Genomic DNA, 15918 nt, shown 5'->3' with positions numbered 1-15918 from the left:
GTGGCCGATTCCGCGTGAGAATCTCACCGGATATTGGGGGGCCGCCTCCCCACAGGTCGTTCGCACACGCTAAATTTCTGGCCATGCCCCGTGGACGCCACCGCCATTCGCCGCCGTTGCACCGGATGCTGCCGCCGCTGACCGTCGCCGGCAGCGCGGTGGTCCTCGCCGCCGCCTCCCTGTTCTCCGCCGATACGGGCACGCTCCGGGTGATCACCGTCGCCACCGCGGTCGCCGCGTGCGCCGGTTCCGCGCTCGCCCGCACCTGGGACCGCTCGGCCGGCCGTACGGTCGCCGAACTCGAGGCCGCGCGGGTGCGCGAGGAATGGCGCACCGACGAACGGGCCGCCGAACTCGAGACGGATCTCGAGGAGTCGCGCGAGATACGCGGGCGGCTGGAGAAGAAACTCCGCGGCAAGCGCGCCGAATTGGCGCGGCTGCGCACGGAACACGCCGATCTGCTGCGGCGGTACGCGACCGCCGAGAGCGAGCGGGCCCGCGCGCTGGAGAGCCGGCGCCAGCTCCAACTCGAAGCGGCACCCTCGCAGTTGGCCCTCACCGGCGCTTCGCCGGTCGGCCCGGCGGCCTTCCTCAAGGCCGATCAGGCGCTGCGTGACCTCGGCCGGAACGCGGCCCGCCAGCAGGCGCAGCGCACCGTCGAGGACGCCCGGCGGCGCGACGCCGCCGCCCCCGAGGAGCCGCAGGGGCGGCACTCCGCCGACGGCCACACCCCCGCCACCTCCCCGGCCGGCCTGCCGGTCCGCGAGCACCGACTCGTCCCGGCCGTCGCCGCCGCGGTCCTGCCCTACCGCGGCGCCGCCTCCGCCTCCGCCAAGGGGGGCCGTGCCATCGGCGGTTTCGACTTCTTCGGCACCCAGAAGCCGGCGGGCTCCGAAGCCGCTTCCGACGTCTCCGACGCTTCCGACGGTGCCGATGTGGCCGACCTCGACGACGTCGTCGGCGACGAGGCCCTCGCCGAGCAGGCGGCTGCCGCCGCCGAACCCGAGGTCATTGACCTCACGGCCCACGACGACACCGAACAGCTCGACATGTCGGAGCTCCGCGCCCAGGCTTGAGCCTGGTTCGCGGTGCCCCCGCGAAATGGGGCGCCGCCCCTCCGGGGTGGGGCGCGTGAGGTCTCCTGCGGAGTGCGGGAGTCAGGTCTTTTAGGGGCGCGGGGAACTGCGCGCTCAGCCCCCACCGGCCCGGTGGTCGCAAAAACAACAGCGTCTGCCCCGCTGGGGGCGGTTTTTCGCCTGAAGGCGCGCGCGGGCTGAGCGCGCAGTTCCCCGCGCCCCTATCGGGCACCCTTCTCCGCAAGCGCCGCGCCGCGTCCCCGCGCCTCTGGAGGGGCACCCTCCTCCGCAGAGGTGCGGGTACAGGGGCCGCGCCCTTATTCGGGCACCCCACTCCGGAGGAGAGGGATCAGGCTGGACGGATGTCGAGGGTGGCGAGGCGGTCGGGGGCCGTGATGATGTCGACGGCGGCGACGCGGCCGGCGTCGGTGATGGCGAAGACGAGGACGCGGGCCTCGGGCGTGCCGACACCGAGAGCGGCACCGTAGAGCCCGTCCACGAGGACAGGACCGGAAGCACGGGCGAAGGCACCGTAGGTGATGGCGCCGCGGGCGACGGTGGCGGCACCGTGGATGAGGGAGGTGACCCCGGGCCGCCCGGGAACATCGGCCCGGACGGTGACGTCGGGGTCGAGCACGGCGACCAGAGCCTCGAAGTCACCGTCACGAGCGGCAGCGAGAAAAGCCGAGACGGCCGCGCGCCGCAGCGCCTGGTCCGGGTCGGCGACGGAACCGCCGCCCTGGACGCGGCGCCGCGCCCGGCTGGCGAGCTGCCGGGCGGCGACCGGCGTGCGGTCCACGATCGGCGCGATGTCGTCGAAGGGCACCCCGAACATGTCGTGCAGGACGAAGGCGAGCCGCTCGGCGGGCTCCAGCGTCTCCAGGACGACCAGCAGGGCGAGCCCGACCGAATCGGCCAGCATCGCCTGCTGCTCGGGCTCGACGGCCTCCCCGTCGCCGTACGCGGCCTCGGGCGCGCTCAGCGGCTCCTCGCGGCGGCTGCGGCGCGACCGCAGCATGTCCAGGCAGACCCGCCCGACGACGGTCGTCAGCCACCCGCTGAGATTGCGGACGTCACCGGTGTCGGACCGGCTCAGCCGCAGCCACGCCTCCTGCACCGCGTCCTCCGCCTCGGCGGTGGAGCCGAGCATCCGGTAGGCCACCGCCCGCAGGTGGGCGCGGTCGGCCTCGAAGCGGGCCGCCAGCAGGTCCTTGTCGTCCATGGGGTCGGTCATCGTTCACGTCCTCCGTCGAGCGGTCGTCAGCGCACTGACGTACCGGACGCCGCCGATGTGACCGGCCGCCCCCGCCCACTACTTGTCGACGTCGCCGACCACGAAGAACATCGACCCCAGGATCGCCACCATGTCCGCGACCAGCGTGCCCGGCAGCAGCACCGCGAGCGTCTGGATGTTGTTGTACGACGCGGACCGCAGCTTCATCCGGTACGGCGTCTTCTCGCCCTTGGACACCAGGTAGTAGCCGTTGATGCCGAGCGGATTCTCGGTCCACGCGTAGGTGTGCCCCTCGGGGGCCTTGAGGACCTTCGGCAGCCGCTGGTTGATCGGCCCCTGCGGCAGCTCCGCCAGCCGGTCCAGGCACGCGTCCGCGAGGTCCAGCGCGTTGTGGGTCTGCTCCAGCAGCACCTCGAAGCGGGCCAGGCAGTCGCCCTCGGTCCTGGTGACGACCTTGAGGGTGTCGGCCAGCTCCCCGTACGCGAGATACGGCTCGTCGCGCCGCAGGTCGAAGTCGACGCCGGAGCCGCGCGCGATCGGCCCGCTGACCCCGTACGCGTGCACGTGCTCGCGGGAGAGCACCCCGACCCCGCGGGTGCGCCCGCGGAAGATCTCGTTGCCCAGCACCAGGTCGTCGAAGCGGCCCATCCGCGACCGCACCCCGGCGACCGCCTGCCGCGCCCGGCCCGTCCAGCCGTGCGGCAGGTCCTCCTTGAGGCCGCCGACCCGGTTGAACATGTAGTGCATCCGGCCGCCGGAGACCTCCTCCATCACGTGCTGGAGATTCTCCCGCTCGGTGAAGGCGTAGAAGATCGGCGTGATCCCGCCCAGCTCCAGCGGGTACGAGCCGAGGAACATCAGATGGTTCAGCACCCGGTTCAGCTCGGCCAGCAGTGTCCGCGTCCACACCGCGCGCTCGGGCACCTCCATGCCGAGCATCCGCTCGACCGACAGCACCACGCCCAGCTCGTTGGAGAACGCCGACAGCCAGTCGTGCCGGTTCGCCAGCATCACGATCTGCCGGTAGTCGCGCGCCTCGAACAGCTTCTCCGCGCCCCGGTGCATGTACCCGACGATCGGCTCGGCGCTGCGGATCCGCTCCCCGTCCAGCACCAGCCGCAACCGCAGCACCCCGTGCGTGGACGGGTGCTGCGGCCCGATGTTCAGCACCATGTCGGTGCCCTCGGCGGCCCCGCCGACTCCGATCGTGGTCTCCGTCATACGGCCCATCCTCTCAGGCCCCCGGCGCTACGCCGTCAGCGGATTCGCCGAGAGCGTGAGCGCCTTTCCCGGGCCCGCCCGGGCGGGGGAGGGTGGGGGGATGAGGCTACTGGTGCTGGGCGGGACGGAATTCGTGGGGCGGGCCGTGGTGGAGGACGCGCTGCGGCGCGGCTGGGAGGTGACGGTCTTTCACCGCGGGCGGCACCCGGCGCCGGCCGGGGTGACGGTGCTGGCCGGGGACCGGGAGGGGGACCTGGCGGCGCTGGCGGCGGGGGAGTGGGACGCGGTGCTCGACACCTGGTCGGGGGCGCCCGCGGCCGTCGAGGCGGCGGCCAAGGCGCTGCGCGGCCGGGTGGAGACGTACGCGTACGTGTCCACTCGGTCGGTGTACACGTATCCGACGGCGCCGGACGCGGCCGAGGACGCGCCCGTGGTCGAGCCGGAGGGCGACGACTACGCGGCGGTCAAGCGCGGCGGCGAACTGGCGGCCGTCGAGGCGTTCGGCGAGCGGGCGCTGCTGCTGCGCGCCGGGCTGATCCTCGGCCCGTACGAGAACATCGGCCGGCTGCCGTGGTGGCTGACCCGGATCGCGCGCGGCGGCGACGTCCTCGCGCCAGGCCCCCGCGACCTGCCGTTGCAGTACGTGGACGCGCGCGACCTGGCCGCCTTCGCGCTGGACGCGATCGAGCGGCGGCTCGGCGGCGCCTACAACATCGTCAGCGCGTCCGGGCACACCACGATGGGCGAGCTGCTGGAGACCTGCGTCGAGGTCACCGGCTCCGACGCCGTCCTGCGCTGGGCCGCACCCGAGGCGGTCGAGGCCGCCGGGATCGCGCCCTGGACCGAGCTGCCGGTCTGGCTGCCGCCGGGCGAGCTGCACGACACCCTCCACCAGGGCGACGTGTCCAAGGCGCTCGCCGCGGGCCTGACCTGCCGCCCGGTGCGCGAGACGGTCGCCGACACCTGGTCCTGGCTCGGCTCCATCGGCGGTACAGCCCCCCAGCGCCCCGACCGCCCGACGGTCGGCCTCGCCCCGGAGAAGGAGGCGGCGCTCCTGGCACAACTGGGGGCGGAGCTGGGCTGAGCGCCCGCCGGATCAGGCGAGCACGTCGTCGATGCCCACCGCCGTCGTCAGCCAGGTGAATCCGCCGAGGCCGCCCGGCGCGGTCAGTTCGGCGGCCTCACCGGTCGCCGCCAGGGCGCGGACGTAGGCGGCCGGGTCCGTGGTGGCCAGGGAGAGCGGCGGGCGGGTGGGGAGGCCGCCCAGGGCGCGCAGGGCGGTGCGCTGGGTGCGGGCCGTGCCCGGGAGGGCGTCGAGGGCGACATGGGCGGTCAGGTCGCAGCCGCCGTCCGGGACGGGCGGCACCTGGCGGCCGTCCCGGTAGCCGGTGAGCGTGCCGTACGGCGGCCGGCCGGCCCGGGTGTGGGCGTAGTCGACGGCGACGGCCAGGCCCGCGTCCAGGGAGCCGGCCGCCGCCGCCCACGCGGCGTCCCGGGTCCGCCCGATCTCCGCCCTGGTCCCGGGCTCGGCGGACGGCGGCCACCACCGCTGGAGCCAGCGGGCGTCCGCGCCCGTCACCGGGTCGCCGAGCCGCTCCGCGCCGTCCGCCGGGCGGACCAGCACCTGGCGCGGCACGCCCGCCTCGTCGGTCTCGGCGATGTCGAGCGGCACATTGTCCAGCCATTCGTTGGCCAGCAGCAGCCCGCGCACCCCGCGCGGCGGCTCCGCGCACCACACGATCCGCGGGTCGAGCCCGGCAGGCCGCGGCGCGCGCTCCACGGCGTGCACCCGGACCCGGGCGGCGACCGGGGCCGGCAGCGCGGCCAGCACCCCAGTGGCCAGTTCGGCGCGGCCCGCGCCCATGTCGGTGAAGGTCAGTTCGGCCGGGTGGCCGAGGGCCGCGTCGACCCGGGTCAGCAGCTCGGCGACGGCGGCGGCGAACAGCGGCGAGGCGTGCGCGGAGGTGCGGAAGTGCGCCGCGGGCCGCTCCCGTACGAAGAAGCCCCCGGGCCCGTACAGGGCGTGCTCCATCGCGGCCCGCCACGGCACCCACGCTTCCCGCCACTGCCCGTCCACGGGGTTAACGGTACGTGTCGGCCGGGGTGTGCCTGCTCACAGGGGAACCGTCCTGACCTGGCGAAGCGTCGAAGGTCTGAGCGGTGTGTCACTCGGGCCCGGTACTGTTCCTGGGATACCACAGGCGCCGCGACGGCGTGTGCAGCGTATGTGCAGTGCAGTGCAGTGAGGGAGTGGACAGCGGATGACTGCCGGAAACGACGGCACCCCTGAGAACGACGACCCGTTCGCGTATCTCTACCGGTCGGAGGACGGCGAGGCGCCGGCCGATCCGGCCGCGGGGCAGCAGCCGGGCATGCCGCGTACCTCCCACCACCAGGTGCAGCGGGTCGGTGAGCGGCGCCCGCAGCCGCCCCAGCAGCAGTCCCCTTCGGGCTACGGCTACCCGCAGCAGCAGTCCCCGTCCGGCTACGGCTACCCGCCGCAGCAGACGCAGGCCCAGCAGCAGGCGTACGGCCGCCCGCCCCAGCAGCAGCAGTACGGCGGCGGTCGGCAGGGGTACGAGCAGGGCGGCTACGACCAGGGCGGCCACGAGCAGCAGGGCTACGACGGCCGGCAGCAGCCGCCCGGGCCGCCGTACAGCAGGCGCGCGGGCGGTGACGGGCCACAGGGCGGAGCGCCGGGCCGCAAGGGTCTGCTGATCGGCGCCGTCGCGGTGGTCGCGGCCGTCGCCATCGGGATCGCCTTCGCGATGACCAACGGCTCGGGCGACGACAAGGACAAGGCCAGCGACAAGCCGACCACGCCGGTGACGTCGGCCGCGCCCAGCCAGACGACGCCGTCGGCCTCCGCGGAGCCGACCCCGTTCGACTCCAAACTGACCGACGCGTCCACGCTCGTCCTGGCGGGCGGCGCGCAGACCAGCACCGAGCACGAGGGCGCGAGCGCGGCGGGCGGCAAGTACGTCGACCACATGACGCAGGTCGGCGCGAGCGTGACCTGGACCGTGGACGTGCCGGAGGACGGCCAGTACACCCTGTTCACGTACTACGGGAACGCGGGCGACGACGCCACGCTCACCCTGACGGTCAACGGCAAGCCGCGCACCGACGCCGTCAACCTGCGCAATTACGGCGACTACACCGACTGGGCGAAGGCGTGGCACAACCACACCTACTCCTGGATCGACCTGAACAAGGGCTCCAACACCGTCTCGCTCAGCTGCCAGCAGGGCAATCAGTGCGCGGTCAACCTGGACCAGTTCCAGCTCAAGCAGGGCCAGGTCACCAAGTAAGGCCCGGGCTGCCGGGCCGCCGCTCAGTCCGCCGCGCCCGGCTCCGCGGGCACCACCTTCACCTGGCCCAGCAGCTCGGCGTAGACCGCGGGGTCGTACTCGCCGGCCGCGGGCGCCGCGACCGTCGCCGCCGACAGGGCGACCGCCCGCGCCAGCCGGTCCGGCCACGGCAGGCCCTCCGCGAGCCCGGACAGCAGCCCGGCCACCGCGGAGTCGCCCGCGCCGGTCGGATTGCCCGCCAGCCGCGCGGGCGGCAGCGCCCGCCAGGCGCCCTCCTCGGTCAGCGCCAGCATGCCCTCCTCGCCGAGCGAGGCGGCCACCGCGCGGGCGCCGCGCCGCCGGGCGTCACCCGCGGCCCGCGCGGGCTCGGCGAAGCCCGTCAGCCCGGTCAGCTCGACCGCGTTGGGCTTGATCAGGTCCGGGCGGGCGGCAAGACCGCGGCGCAGCGGCTCCCCGCTGGTGTCCAGCAGCACGAACACCCCCGCAGAGCGCGCCTCGCGCACCAGCTCCGCGTACGCGCCGACCGGCAGTCCGGGCGGCAGGCTGCCGCACAGCGCCACCGCGGAGGTCCGCCCGTCGGCCAGCAGCTCCCGGTAGCGCTCCAGGAAGGCGCCCCACTCGCGCGCGGTGACCGTCGGCCCCGGCTCGTTGAACATCGTGGTGTCGCCGGTCGTGTCGTCCACGACGCCGACCGTGCGGCGGGTGGTGCCGGCGATCGGCATCAGCGCGTCGGTCAGCAGCCCGTCGTACGTGGCGGCCCGCTCGGCGAGCCGTTCGCGCAGCTCGCCGCCGACCGGGCCGCCGACGAAGCCGGTGACGACGGCGGGCAGGCCCAGCGTGGCCAGCACGCGGGCCACATTGAGTCCCTTCCCGCCGGGGCGTTCCGCGGTGTGGGTGACGCGATGGGTGGTGTGCGGGCGCAGCGAGGGGACCCGATAGGTCACATCGAGGGCGGCGTTCAGCGTGACGGTGATGATCACCTGATGATTCTGGCAAAAGTCCGGCGGTCGGCCCAGAGCGAGCCGACCGCCGTTACGCAGCTTTTAGCGGGAATCCCACGGGTATCCGGATGAAAACCGGCCGGAATCCGGACGAACCCCCCGGGGAAACCGGCGGCCTCAGTGCGGCCGGACCACCCATTCGCCCTTCCGCATGACACCCACCAGGTCGTACGCCGCGTCCAGCACCACCAGGTCCGCGTCCTTGCCGGGCTCCAGCGTGCCGATCCGGTCGGCCAGACCCAGCAGCCGCGCCGGGTTGGTGGAGATCGCCTTGACCGCGTCGTTCAGCGACAGCCCGTCCAGCGTCACCGCCCGCTTGAAGGCGGTGTCCAGGGTGAGCGTGGAGCCGGCGATCGAGCCGCCCTCCACCAGCCGGGCGACGCCGTCCAGCACCTCGACCTTCATCGGGCCCAGGTCGTAGTGCCCGTCGCCGAAGCCGGCCGCGTCCATCGCGTCGGTGATGAACGCGACCCGGTCCGCGCCCGCGCTGCCGAAGGCCAGCTCCAGCACCGCCGGGTGCAGGTGCGTACCGTCGTTGATCAGCTCGACGGTCACCCGCTCGTCCTCCAGCAGCGCCGCGATCGGGCCGGGCGCGCGGTGCTGGAGCGGCGGCATCGCGTTGAACAGGTGCGTGGCCACGGTGGCCCCCGCGTCCACCGCCTCCAGCGTCTGCTCGTAGGTCGCGTCGGTGTGGCCGATCGCCGCGATCACGCCGAGGTCGGCCAGCAGCCGGACGGAATCGATTCCGCCGGGCAGTTCGGCCGCCAGGGTGACCATCCGGGCCGCGCCGCGGCCCGCCTCGACGAGCTTGCGCACATCGGCCGGGTCGGGGTCGCGCAGCAGCGCCTCGTCGTGCGCGCCCTTGCGGCACGGCGAGATGAACGGGCCCTCGTAGTGGATCCCGGCCAGGTCGCCCTGCTCCACCAGCTCCGACAGCAGCGCCGCCTGCCGGGCCAGTACGTCCAGCGCGTTGGTGACGGTGGAGGCGACCACCGTGGTGGTGCCGTGCTCGCGGTGGGTGCGCACACCGGTGAGGATGTCGTCGGCGGTGCCGGAGGTGAAGGACGCGCCGCCGCCGCCGTGGTTGTGGATGTCCACGAAACCGGGGACGACGGTGTGGCCGGCCAGGTCCACGGTGAGCGTCGACTCCCGCTCGGCGGCCTCGTTCGCCGCGATCCGGGCGCCCTCGACGGTCAGCCGGCCGCCTTCCACCACACCGGACGGCAGGACCACACGGGCACCCGCCAGCACCGTGCGCTGCGTTGTCGTTACGGGGGCCATCAGGCGGTTACCTCCACGGAGAGTAGATCCCAGGCGAGCAGGCCCGCGCCCAGGCATCCAGCGGTGTCCCCCAGCGCGGCGGGGACGATGAGGGGGAGCTTCTGGAAGGTGATGCGTGCCTCCACGGCCGCCCGCAGCGGCCCGAAGAGCGTGTCCCCCGCCTCGGCGAGACCGCCGCCGATGATGAGCACCCGCGGGTCCAGCAGGGTGAGACCGGTGACCAGGCCGTCGGCCAGCGCGTTGATCGCCTCGCCCCAGACCGCGAGCGCCCGCGGGTCGCCGGTGCCGACGGCCCTGGCGCAGTCGGCGGCGTCCGCGTCCGGGTCGCCGCTGGCGGCCGCCCAGGCCCGGGAGACCGCGGCGGCCGAGGCGAGCGCCTCCAGGCAGCCGCGCTGCCCGCAGCCGCACTCCGGGCCGCCGGGGCGGACCACGATGTGGCCGATCTCGCCGGCGTAGCCGTGCGCGCCCGACTCGATCCGGCCGTCGATGCCGATGGCGCCGGCGATGCCGGTGCCCAGTGGGATGAACAGGAAGCGGTCGGCGCCGTTGCCCGCGCCGATCCGGCCCTCGGCCAGGCCCCCGGTGCGCACGTCGTGGCCGAGCGCCACCGGAGCACCGTCCAGCCGCCGCGAGAGCAGCTCCCGCAGCGGGACGTCCTTCCAGTTCAGGTTCGCCGCGTAGACCGCGATCCCGTTGACGTCGTCGACGATGCCGGGGACGGCGACACCGGCCGCGGCGGCGGGCTCGCCGTACTCGCGGACGCCGTGGTCGCGCAGGTCGGCGGCGAAGTCGAGGATCGCGGCGACCACGGCGTCGGGGCCGCGTTCCCGGCCGGTCGGACGGCGCGCCTGGTGCAGCAGGGTGCCGTCCGCCGCGACCAGGGCGGCCTTCATCCCGGTGCCGCCCACATCGAGGGCGATGACATGTCTCACGGGAACAGTCTCGCGTCTCGCACCCATAAAGGTCTAGTCCACTCGGCGAGGAAAGATCACGCAACGGTATTTCCGGGGGCTTTCAGGGGACCCGTTGCGCAAGCGAGACCACTCATGGTGTAGACCTTGGGCAAAGGTGTGGGGAAGACTCGACGCTTCCGTAGCAGTAGTGCGTAAGTGTGCAAGAAGGCGGTAGGAACGGTGCAGCGGCGACGACTTCACGGCTTGGCGGCGATCGGCATCGCGTCCGCCCTGGCCATCACGACCCTCACGGCGTGCGGCAACAACTCACCGCTGAACAGCGACGTCACCCTGCACTTCGTCGCCGCCGACTACGGCGACCCCAAGACCAACAACAGCTCCAAGGTCTACTGGGACGACCTCGCCCGCTCCTTCGAGGAGCGCAACCCGCACATCAAGGTCGACGTCCAGATCATCGACTGGGACCACGTGGACGACAAGGTCGCCCAGATGGTCAAGGAGAACAAGGCCCCCGACATCGCGCAGATCGGGTCCTACGCCGCCTACGCCGCCAAGAGCCAGCTCTACAGCGCCGACGAGCTGTTCCCGATCAGCATGCAGTCCGACTTCATCCCGTCGCTCGCCGACGCCGGGTCCGTGGACCGCACCGAGTACGGCATACCCTTCGTCTCCAGCTCGCGCATGTTCTTCTACAACAAGAAGCTCTTCAAGAACGCGGACATCACCAAGGCCCCCGAGACCTGGGACGAGCTGAAGGAGGACGCCGTCAAGCTCAAGGCCGACGGCGTCAAGGTGCCCTACGGGCTGCCGCTGGGCACCGAGGAGGCACAGGCCGAGGCCATGATGTGGATGCTCGGCGCGCAGGGCGGCTACACCGACACCGTCGGCAGCTACACCTTCGACTCCGACGCCAATGTGCAGGCGTTCTCCTGGGTCAAGAAGAACCTCGTCGACGCCAAGCTGGTCGGCCCGACCGACCCGGCCAAGACCAACCGCCGCGACACCTTCGCCGACTTCCTGGCGGGCAAGGCCGGCATGGTCATGGGCCACCCCACGCTGCTCACCCAGGCCAAGGCCGCGGGCATCGACGTCGGCGTCGTCCCGCTGCCCGGCGAGACCGGCCCGGCCACCGACACCCTCGGCGTCGCCGACTGGATGATGGCGTTCAAGCAGAACGGCAACAAGGAAGCCGACGGCAAATTCCTCCAGTACGTGTTCAATGAGCAGAATTCGCTGAAGTTCCTCAATGAATACGGTCTGCTGCCGGTGACGATCACCGCGTCCCAGGCGATGCGGAAGAATCCGGCGAACAAGGACCTGGTGCAGTTCCTCAACCTGCTGCCCGAGGCCCGCTTCTACCCGGTCAACAAGACCTCGTGGGGCCCGGTCAGCGACCAGGTGAAGAAGACCATCGGACAGGCCGTGCACAGCGACCCCAAGACGGTCCTCTCCGACCTGCAGAGGTTCGCGCTGTCCACCGACTCGGGCAAGTAGTCACAACCAACTCCGGCGACGACGGGAACGGGACGGCGATGGCACCGGAGGCGGCGGAACCGCTCTCTGCACGGGACCTCGCCGTCCTGGCGCTCGCCGCCCGCACCTTCACCGGATCCGGCCCGCGCGAGCGGGCGGTGCGCGAAGAGCTCGGCATCTCGCCGACCGCGTACTTCCAGCTGCTCAACGCCCTGCTGGACGACCCGCGCGCGCTCGCCCACGACCCGGTGACGGTCAACCGGCTGCGCGCCGAACGCGACGTCCGCAGGGCCCAGCGGTAGCCCCGGTCCTGGCGGCCGGCCCGTACGCGGCACGCGTGCCACCGTACGCCGGGCATGCGCCGGGGGGACCCGGGTAGGGTCGGCTGCATGGCCTCCGCCGACATCCTCACCCCCACCACGCCCGAGGGAAAGGAAGGGCTCGCGGCGCTGCTCGCGCGGCCCGAACGCGCCGTCGTCGCCCTCGACTTCGACGGCACCCTCGCCCCGATCGTGCCCGACCCGGAGCAGGCCCGCGCGCACCCCGGCGCCGTCCCCGCCCTCGTCCGGCTCGCCCCGCACCTGGCCGCGGTCGCCGTCGTCACCGGCCGGCCGGCCGGGGTCGCGGTGCGCTACGGCGGCTTCGCCGGGGTCCCGGGCCTGGAACACCTGGTGGTGCTCGGCCACTACGGCGCGGAGCGCTGGGACGCGCACACCGGTTCCGTGCACACCCCCGGCGACCACCCCGGCGTCACTTCCGTACGGGCGGAGCTGCCCGGCTTCCTCGACCGCAACGGTTCCTGGCGCGGCACCTGGATCGAGGACAAGGGGCGCGCCGTCGCCGTGCACACCCGGCGTACCGAGGACCCCGACGCCGCCTTCGAGGCGCTGCGCGGCCCGCTCGCCGAACTCGCCGAACGGCACGGCCTGATGGTCGAACCGGGACGCTTCGTCCTCGAACTGCGGCCGCCCGGCGTCGACAAGGGCGTCGCGCTCGCCGCCTACCTGCGCGAGACCGACGCCGCCTCCGTCCTCTACGCCGGTGACGACCTCGGCGACCTCGCGGCCTTCGCCGCCGTCCGGTCGCTGCGCGAGGAGCAGGGCCTGCCGGGGCTGCTGGTCGCCAGCGCCGCCGCCGAGACCCCGATGGACGTGCTCGCGCACGCCGACCTCGCCGTACCGGGCCCCGAGGGTGTCGTCGCGGTGCTCGACGCGCTCGCCGACGCGCTGGAGGGCTGAGCGCTCCCTACGCCTGGCCCGGGTACGGCCGGCCCGGGCCGCCGCGGCGGCGGAAGGCGGTGTACAGACCGCTGCCGTGCCGGGCCAGCAGATCGCCGTAGCGGTCGCCCGTGTCGAACTCCTCGTAGTCCGTGATCGGGTCACCGGTGTGGATGAGGTCCGACGCGCACCCCAGGCACCACACCAGACCCGTCTCCCGATCCCGCAGGTCCGCCGGATGGATCCGGCAGAAACCGCACGGCCGCCGGTGCCTGCCACCGGCCGCCCCGCTCTGCGGCTCGTACGTCATCGCCCGCCACCACGGACGCCGCGCTGCACGGTATACACAAGGTGAGTGTCCCAGCGCGAGCGGTAACCGCGCGAGAGTGCGGCACGCCCCTCTTCACCGCCACGGACAGAAGCTGACCGCAATGTCCCGCCGCGCGGGCGGGGCGCGGCGGGCGGGGCGCGCCCTCAGTCCTCCAGGGCGTGCAGCTGGTCCAGGAACCAGCGGGACGGCGGGAGGGCGGTCGCCGCGTCGGCCAGGCGCTTGGTGCGGGCGGCGCGGTCGGCGTCGGGCAGGGTGAGGGCGGTGTGCAGGGCCGCGGCGGTCTCGCGGATGTCGTACGGATTGACCACCAGGGCGTCCTCGCCCAGCTCCTCGAAGGCGCCCGCCTCACGGGACAGCACCAGGGCGACACCGTGGTCGGAGACCACCGGCACCTCCTTGGCGACCAGATTCATGCCGTCGCGGATCGGGTTGACCAGCGCCACGTCCGCCAGGCGGTAGGCGGCCAGCGAGCGGGCGAAGTCGTCGTCGACCTTGAGCAGCACCGGCTGCCAGTCGGGCGCCCCGAACTCGGCGTTGATCTCCTCGGCCAGCCGGGCGACCTGCTCGGTGTACTCGCGGTAGACCGCCAGGTCCTGCCGGGAGGGGTAGGCGAAGGCGACGTGCACCACCTTGCCGCGCCACTGCGGCCGCTCCCGCAGCAGCTGCCGGTAGGCGAGCAGACCGCGGACGATGTTCTTGGACAGCTCGGTGCGGTCCACCCGGACGATCAGCCGGCGGTCCGCGCCGGTCTCCGCGCGCAGCCGCGCGATCCGGTCGGCGACGTCGGGGCGGTGCGCGCGCTCGCGCAGGAAGTCACCGTCCGCGCCGAGGCCGTGCACGCCGAGCCGGGTGGTCCGGCCGCGGTGGGTCACCTCGCGGCCGTCCGCCGACAGCGTCGCGCCCAGCACCCGCACACAGCAGTCGGCGAACGCGTCAGCCCAGCGGCGGGTCAGGAAGGCCGCACGGTCCGCGCCGAGGATGCCCTCCAGCACACCGGCGGCGACGTCGTCCGGCAGCAGCCGGTAGTAGTCCGGCGGCGCCCACGGGGTGTGCGAGAAATGGCCGATCCGCAGGTCGGGGCGGCGCTCGCGGAGCAGCGTGGGGACCAGGGCCAGGTGGTAGTCCTGCACCAGGACGTGCGCGCCCTCGGCCGCCTCCTCCGCCAGCGCGTCGGCGAAGGCCGTGTTGTACGTCTCGTACGCCGCCCACCGGCCGCGGAAGTCCTCGTCGAAGACCGGCTCGAAGGGCGTCTGGTACAGCAGGTGGTGCACGAACCACAGCACCGAATTCGCGATGCCGTTGTACGCCGCCGCGAACACCTCGGGGTCGATCGCGATCATCCGCGACCCCGGCTCGTGGACGCCCCGGCGCACCGCCTCCCGGTCGCCGTCGCCGAGCGCCGCGCACACCCACACCGCTCCCGCGTCGGGCCCGATCGCGCTCAGCCCCGACACCAGCCCGCCGCCGCCGCGTCTGCTCCTCAGCTCCCCGCCGGGCTCGTCCACCGCATAGGTGACGGGTCCCCGGTTCGAGGCAACCAGAATCCGGGCAGCACCTTGAGCAGCGACCATGCCCAGAGCCTAGCCAGGCAGGATCCCCGCCAAACGTGACCTTCCTCCCACGGCGCGTGGGCGCCTCCCAGGGGCGCAGCCCCTGTACCCGCGCATGCGGAGGACGTTCACCATCAGGGGCGCGGGGAACTGCGCGCTCAGCCACATCCGTGGCGCGGGTAAAAGACCGCCCCAGTGGGGCAGACGCTGTTGTTTTGCGACCACCGGCCCGGTGGGGGCGGGCCGCGCAGTTCCCCGCGCCCCTGAAGGGGCACCCTCGTTCGTCGCATCCCCCCCGGGAGGGGCTAGGCGGCGCGGCGGGTGAGGTATTCGGGGATCTGGCACATCGGGGGGCGTTCGTCGATGTCGACGGGGTGGGTGAGGGGGGCGAAGCCGCCGGAGGGGGCGCGGTGGAACTGGGTGAGGCGGGGGCGGACCAGGGGCGCCCGGGAGAGCCGGAGGTGGGCCGTGCGGTAGATGGCGGCGGACATCCGCCCGAGGGCCTGCCCGTCCTGGTGCCGGTGGTGCCGCACCCCGACGTCGACCTGGCCGAGCGCGTCGAGCCCGACGAGGGAGAGGGAGTCGATGAGCATGCCCAGCTCGACGCCGTAGCCGATGGGGAACGGCAGCCGTTCCAGCAGCGAGCGCCGCGCCGCGTACTCCCCGCCGAGCGGCTGCACGAAGCCGGCCAGCCGCGGCCAGTGCAGATTGAGCAGCGGGCGCGCGACCAGCTCGGTGACCCGGCCGCCGCCGGCCGGCACCACCGCGCCGCCGGTCTCCAGCGGCCGGTCGTACATCGCCTTGACCAGCCGCAGCCCCGGCTCGGTGAGCAGCGGCCCGACGATCCCGGACACGAAGCGCGAGTCGAAGGAGCGCAGATCGGCGTCCACGAAACAGACGATCTCGCCGCTGGTGACCAGCAGTGACCGCCACAGCACCTCGCCCTTGCCCGGCAGCGCGGGCAGCCGCGGCAGGATCGCGTCCCGCTGCACCACCCGGGCCCCGGCCCGCGCCGCGACCTGCGCCGTACGGTCGCGGGAGCCGGAGTCGACGACGACCAGCTCGTCGACCAGCGGCACCTCGTCCGTCATCAGGTCGCGGCGGATCGCCGCGACGATCTCGCCGACCGTCGCCTCCTCGTCCAGCGCGGGCAGCACCACGCTGACGGTGCCCCGCGGACCCGCGGCCCGTTTGGCGGCGAGCAGCAGATCGAGCGGCCGGTCGGCAGCGGACCACGACCGGCGCTCCAGCCAGCGCTCCACCTCATCGAGCACGGTCGCGTCCCCTTCGTGTGGCGTGTCCCGGCCAT

At 73.5% G+C, this 15918-nt stretch carries 15 protein-coding genes; 6 read left to right on the top strand and 9 right to left on the bottom strand.

Translation table 11 applies throughout. The features are described 5' to 3' along the window. The first annotated feature begins 83 nt into the window (after window positions 1-83). Window positions 84-1076 (top strand): hypothetical protein, encoded by a 993-nt coding sequence (locus BM076_RS22720; RefSeq protein ID WP_093715515.1) that lies wholly within the window; start codon window positions 84-86, stop codon window positions 1074-1076. A 349-nt stretch (window positions 1077-1425) separates the two neighbouring features. On the opposite strand, the gene BM076_RS22715 is transcribed toward BM076_RS22720, so the two are convergent. Together BM076_RS22715 and BM076_RS22710 are read right to left on the bottom strand one after the other, a co-directional pair. Next, window positions 1426-2310, bottom strand: coding sequence for a sigma-70 family RNA polymerase sigma factor (locus BM076_RS22715; protein WP_322936133.1), 885 nt, complete (start codon window positions 2308-2310; stop codon window positions 1426-1428). A gap of 78 nt (window positions 2311-2388) precedes the next feature. After that, the gene (locus BM076_RS22710; RefSeq protein ID WP_407640694.1) at window positions 2389-3531 is read right to left on the bottom strand and encodes an NADH-quinone oxidoreductase subunit D; all 1143 of its coding nucleotides are present in this window, start codon (window positions 3529-3531) and stop codon (window positions 2389-2391) included. Window positions 3532-3631: 100 nt separating this feature from the next. Between BM076_RS22710 and BM076_RS22705 the strand changes: the two genes are divergently transcribed. Next, on the top strand, window positions 3632-4615 hold the full coding sequence (locus BM076_RS22705) for an NAD-dependent epimerase/dehydratase family protein (RefSeq protein ID WP_093715513.1): 984 nt from the start codon (window positions 3632-3634) through the stop codon (window positions 4613-4615). A 12-nt stretch (window positions 4616-4627) separates the two neighbouring features. Here the strand turns inward: BM076_RS22705 and BM076_RS22700 are convergent, their stop codons facing one another. After that, window positions 4628-5563 (bottom strand): SAM-dependent methyltransferase, encoded by a 936-nt coding sequence (locus BM076_RS22700; protein ID WP_093715624.1) that lies wholly within the window; start codon window positions 5561-5563, stop codon window positions 4628-4630. A 229-nt stretch (window positions 5564-5792) separates the two neighbouring features. Between BM076_RS22700 and BM076_RS22695 the strand changes: the two genes are divergently transcribed. After that, window positions 5793-6842 (top strand): carbohydrate-binding protein, encoded by a 1050-nt coding sequence (locus tag BM076_RS22695; RefSeq protein WP_093715512.1) that lies wholly within the window; start codon window positions 5793-5795, stop codon window positions 6840-6842. 23 nt (window positions 6843-6865) lie between these two features. Here BM076_RS22695 and BM076_RS22690 read toward each other — a convergent pair whose 3' ends face one another. The 3 genes from BM076_RS22690 to BM076_RS22680 form a co-directional block, all read right to left on the bottom strand. After that, window positions 6866-7822, bottom strand: coding sequence for a 1-phosphofructokinase family hexose kinase (locus BM076_RS22690; RefSeq protein ID WP_093715511.1), 957 nt, complete (start codon window positions 7820-7822; stop codon window positions 6866-6868). A 138-nt stretch (window positions 7823-7960) separates the two neighbouring features. Next, complete coding sequence (nagA, locus tag BM076_RS22685; RefSeq protein WP_093715510.1) at window positions 7961-9124, bottom strand: N-acetylglucosamine-6-phosphate deacetylase; 1164 nt, start codon at window positions 9122-9124, stop codon at window positions 7961-7963. Continuing rightward, window positions 9124-10056 (bottom strand): ROK family protein, encoded by a 933-nt coding sequence (locus tag BM076_RS22680; RefSeq protein WP_093715509.1) that lies wholly within the window; start codon window positions 10054-10056, stop codon window positions 9124-9126. Before BM076_RS22680 ends, nagA begins: the two co-directional genes overlap by 1 nt. Before the next feature lie 225 nt (window positions 10057-10281). Here BM076_RS22680 and BM076_RS22675 point away from each other — a divergent pair, with 225 nt between their 5' ends. The 3 genes from BM076_RS22675 to otsB all read left to right on the top strand — a co-directional run bounded on the left by BM076_RS22675 (window position 10282) and on the right by otsB (window position 12749). Then, window positions 10282-11532, top strand: coding sequence for an extracellular solute-binding protein (locus tag BM076_RS22675; RefSeq protein ID WP_245796229.1), 1251 nt, complete (start codon window positions 10282-10284; stop codon window positions 11530-11532). A 38-nt stretch (window positions 11533-11570) separates the two neighbouring features. Beyond that, window positions 11571-11813, top strand: a complete 243-nt coding sequence (locus BM076_RS22670; protein WP_093715507.1) for a DUF3263 domain-containing protein — start codon at window positions 11571-11573, stop codon at window positions 11811-11813. Window positions 11814-11900: 87 nt separating this feature from the next. Further along, entirely contained in the window at window positions 11901-12749 is an 849-nt protein-coding gene (gene otsB / locus BM076_RS22665; protein ID WP_093715506.1) for a trehalose-phosphatase, read from the top strand. A 7-nt stretch (window positions 12750-12756) separates the two neighbouring features. Here otsB and BM076_RS22660 read toward each other — a convergent pair whose 3' ends face one another. The 3 genes from BM076_RS22660 to BM076_RS22650 all read right to left on the bottom strand — a co-directional run bounded on the left by BM076_RS22660 (window position 12757) and on the right by BM076_RS22650 (window position 15883). After that, window positions 12757-13038 (bottom strand): hypothetical protein, encoded by a 282-nt coding sequence (locus BM076_RS22660; RefSeq protein ID WP_093715505.1) that lies wholly within the window; start codon window positions 13036-13038, stop codon window positions 12757-12759. A gap of 164 nt (window positions 13039-13202) precedes the next feature. Continuing rightward, a complete protein-coding gene (locus BM076_RS22655; RefSeq protein WP_093715504.1) occupies window positions 13203-14630 on the bottom strand; it encodes an alpha,alpha-trehalose-phosphate synthase (UDP-forming) in 1428 nt (475 codons plus the stop codon). Between the two features lie 284 nt (window positions 14631-14914). Next, window positions 14915-15883, bottom strand: coding sequence for a glucosyl-3-phosphoglycerate synthase (locus tag BM076_RS22650; RefSeq protein ID WP_093715503.1), 969 nt, complete (start codon window positions 15881-15883; stop codon window positions 14915-14917). Window positions 15884-15918: the final 35 nt, after the last annotated feature.

Source organism: Actinacidiphila alni, assembly GCF_900112845.1.
Taxonomy (GTDB): Bacteria; Actinomycetota; Actinomycetes; order Streptomycetales; family Streptomycetaceae; genus Actinacidiphila; species Actinacidiphila alni.
The sequence above is the reverse complement of the archived record's forward strand: the minus strand, read 5'-3'. Positions and strand labels throughout refer to the sequence as shown.

Excerpts from the sequence above, each read along its gene's own strand:
- BM076_RS22710 (WP_407640694.1), bottom strand. The coding sequence starts at position 3,531 with ATGACGGAGACCACGATCGGAGTCGGCGGGGCCGCCGAGGGCACCGAC.
- BM076_RS22720 (WP_093715515.1), top strand. The coding sequence starts at position 84 with ATGCCCCGTGGACGCCACCGCCATTCGCCGCCGTTGCACCGGATGCTG.
- BM076_RS22705 (WP_093715513.1), top strand. The coding sequence starts at position 3,632 with ATGAGGCTACTGGTGCTGGGCGGGACGGAATTCGTGGGGCGGGCCGTG.
- BM076_RS22715 (WP_322936133.1), bottom strand. The coding sequence starts at position 2,310 with ATGACCGACCCCATGGACGACAAGGACCTGCTGGCGGCCCGCTTCGAG.
- BM076_RS22670 (WP_093715507.1), top strand. The coding sequence starts at position 11,571 with ATGGCACCGGAGGCGGCGGAACCGCTCTCTGCACGGGACCTCGCCGTC.
- BM076_RS22695 (WP_093715512.1), top strand. The coding sequence starts at position 5,793 with ATGACTGCCGGAAACGACGGCACCCCTGAGAACGACGACCCGTTCGCG.
- otsB (WP_093715506.1), top strand. The coding sequence starts at position 11,901 with ATGGCCTCCGCCGACATCCTCACCCCCACCACGCCCGAGGGAAAGGAA.
- BM076_RS22660 (WP_093715505.1), bottom strand. The coding sequence starts at position 13,038 with ATGACGTACGAGCCGCAGAGCGGGGCGGCCGGTGGCAGGCACCGGCGG.
- nagA (WP_093715510.1), bottom strand. The coding sequence starts at position 9,124 with ATGGCCCCCGTAACGACAACGCAGCGCACGGTGCTGGCGGGTGCCCGT.
- BM076_RS22700 (WP_093715624.1), bottom strand. The coding sequence starts at position 5,563 with ATGGAGCACGCCCTGTACGGGCCCGGGGGCTTCTTCGTACGGGAGCGG.
- BM076_RS22655 (WP_093715504.1), bottom strand. The coding sequence starts at position 14,630 with ATGGTCGCTGCTCAAGGTGCTGCCCGGATTCTGGTTGCCTCGAACCGG.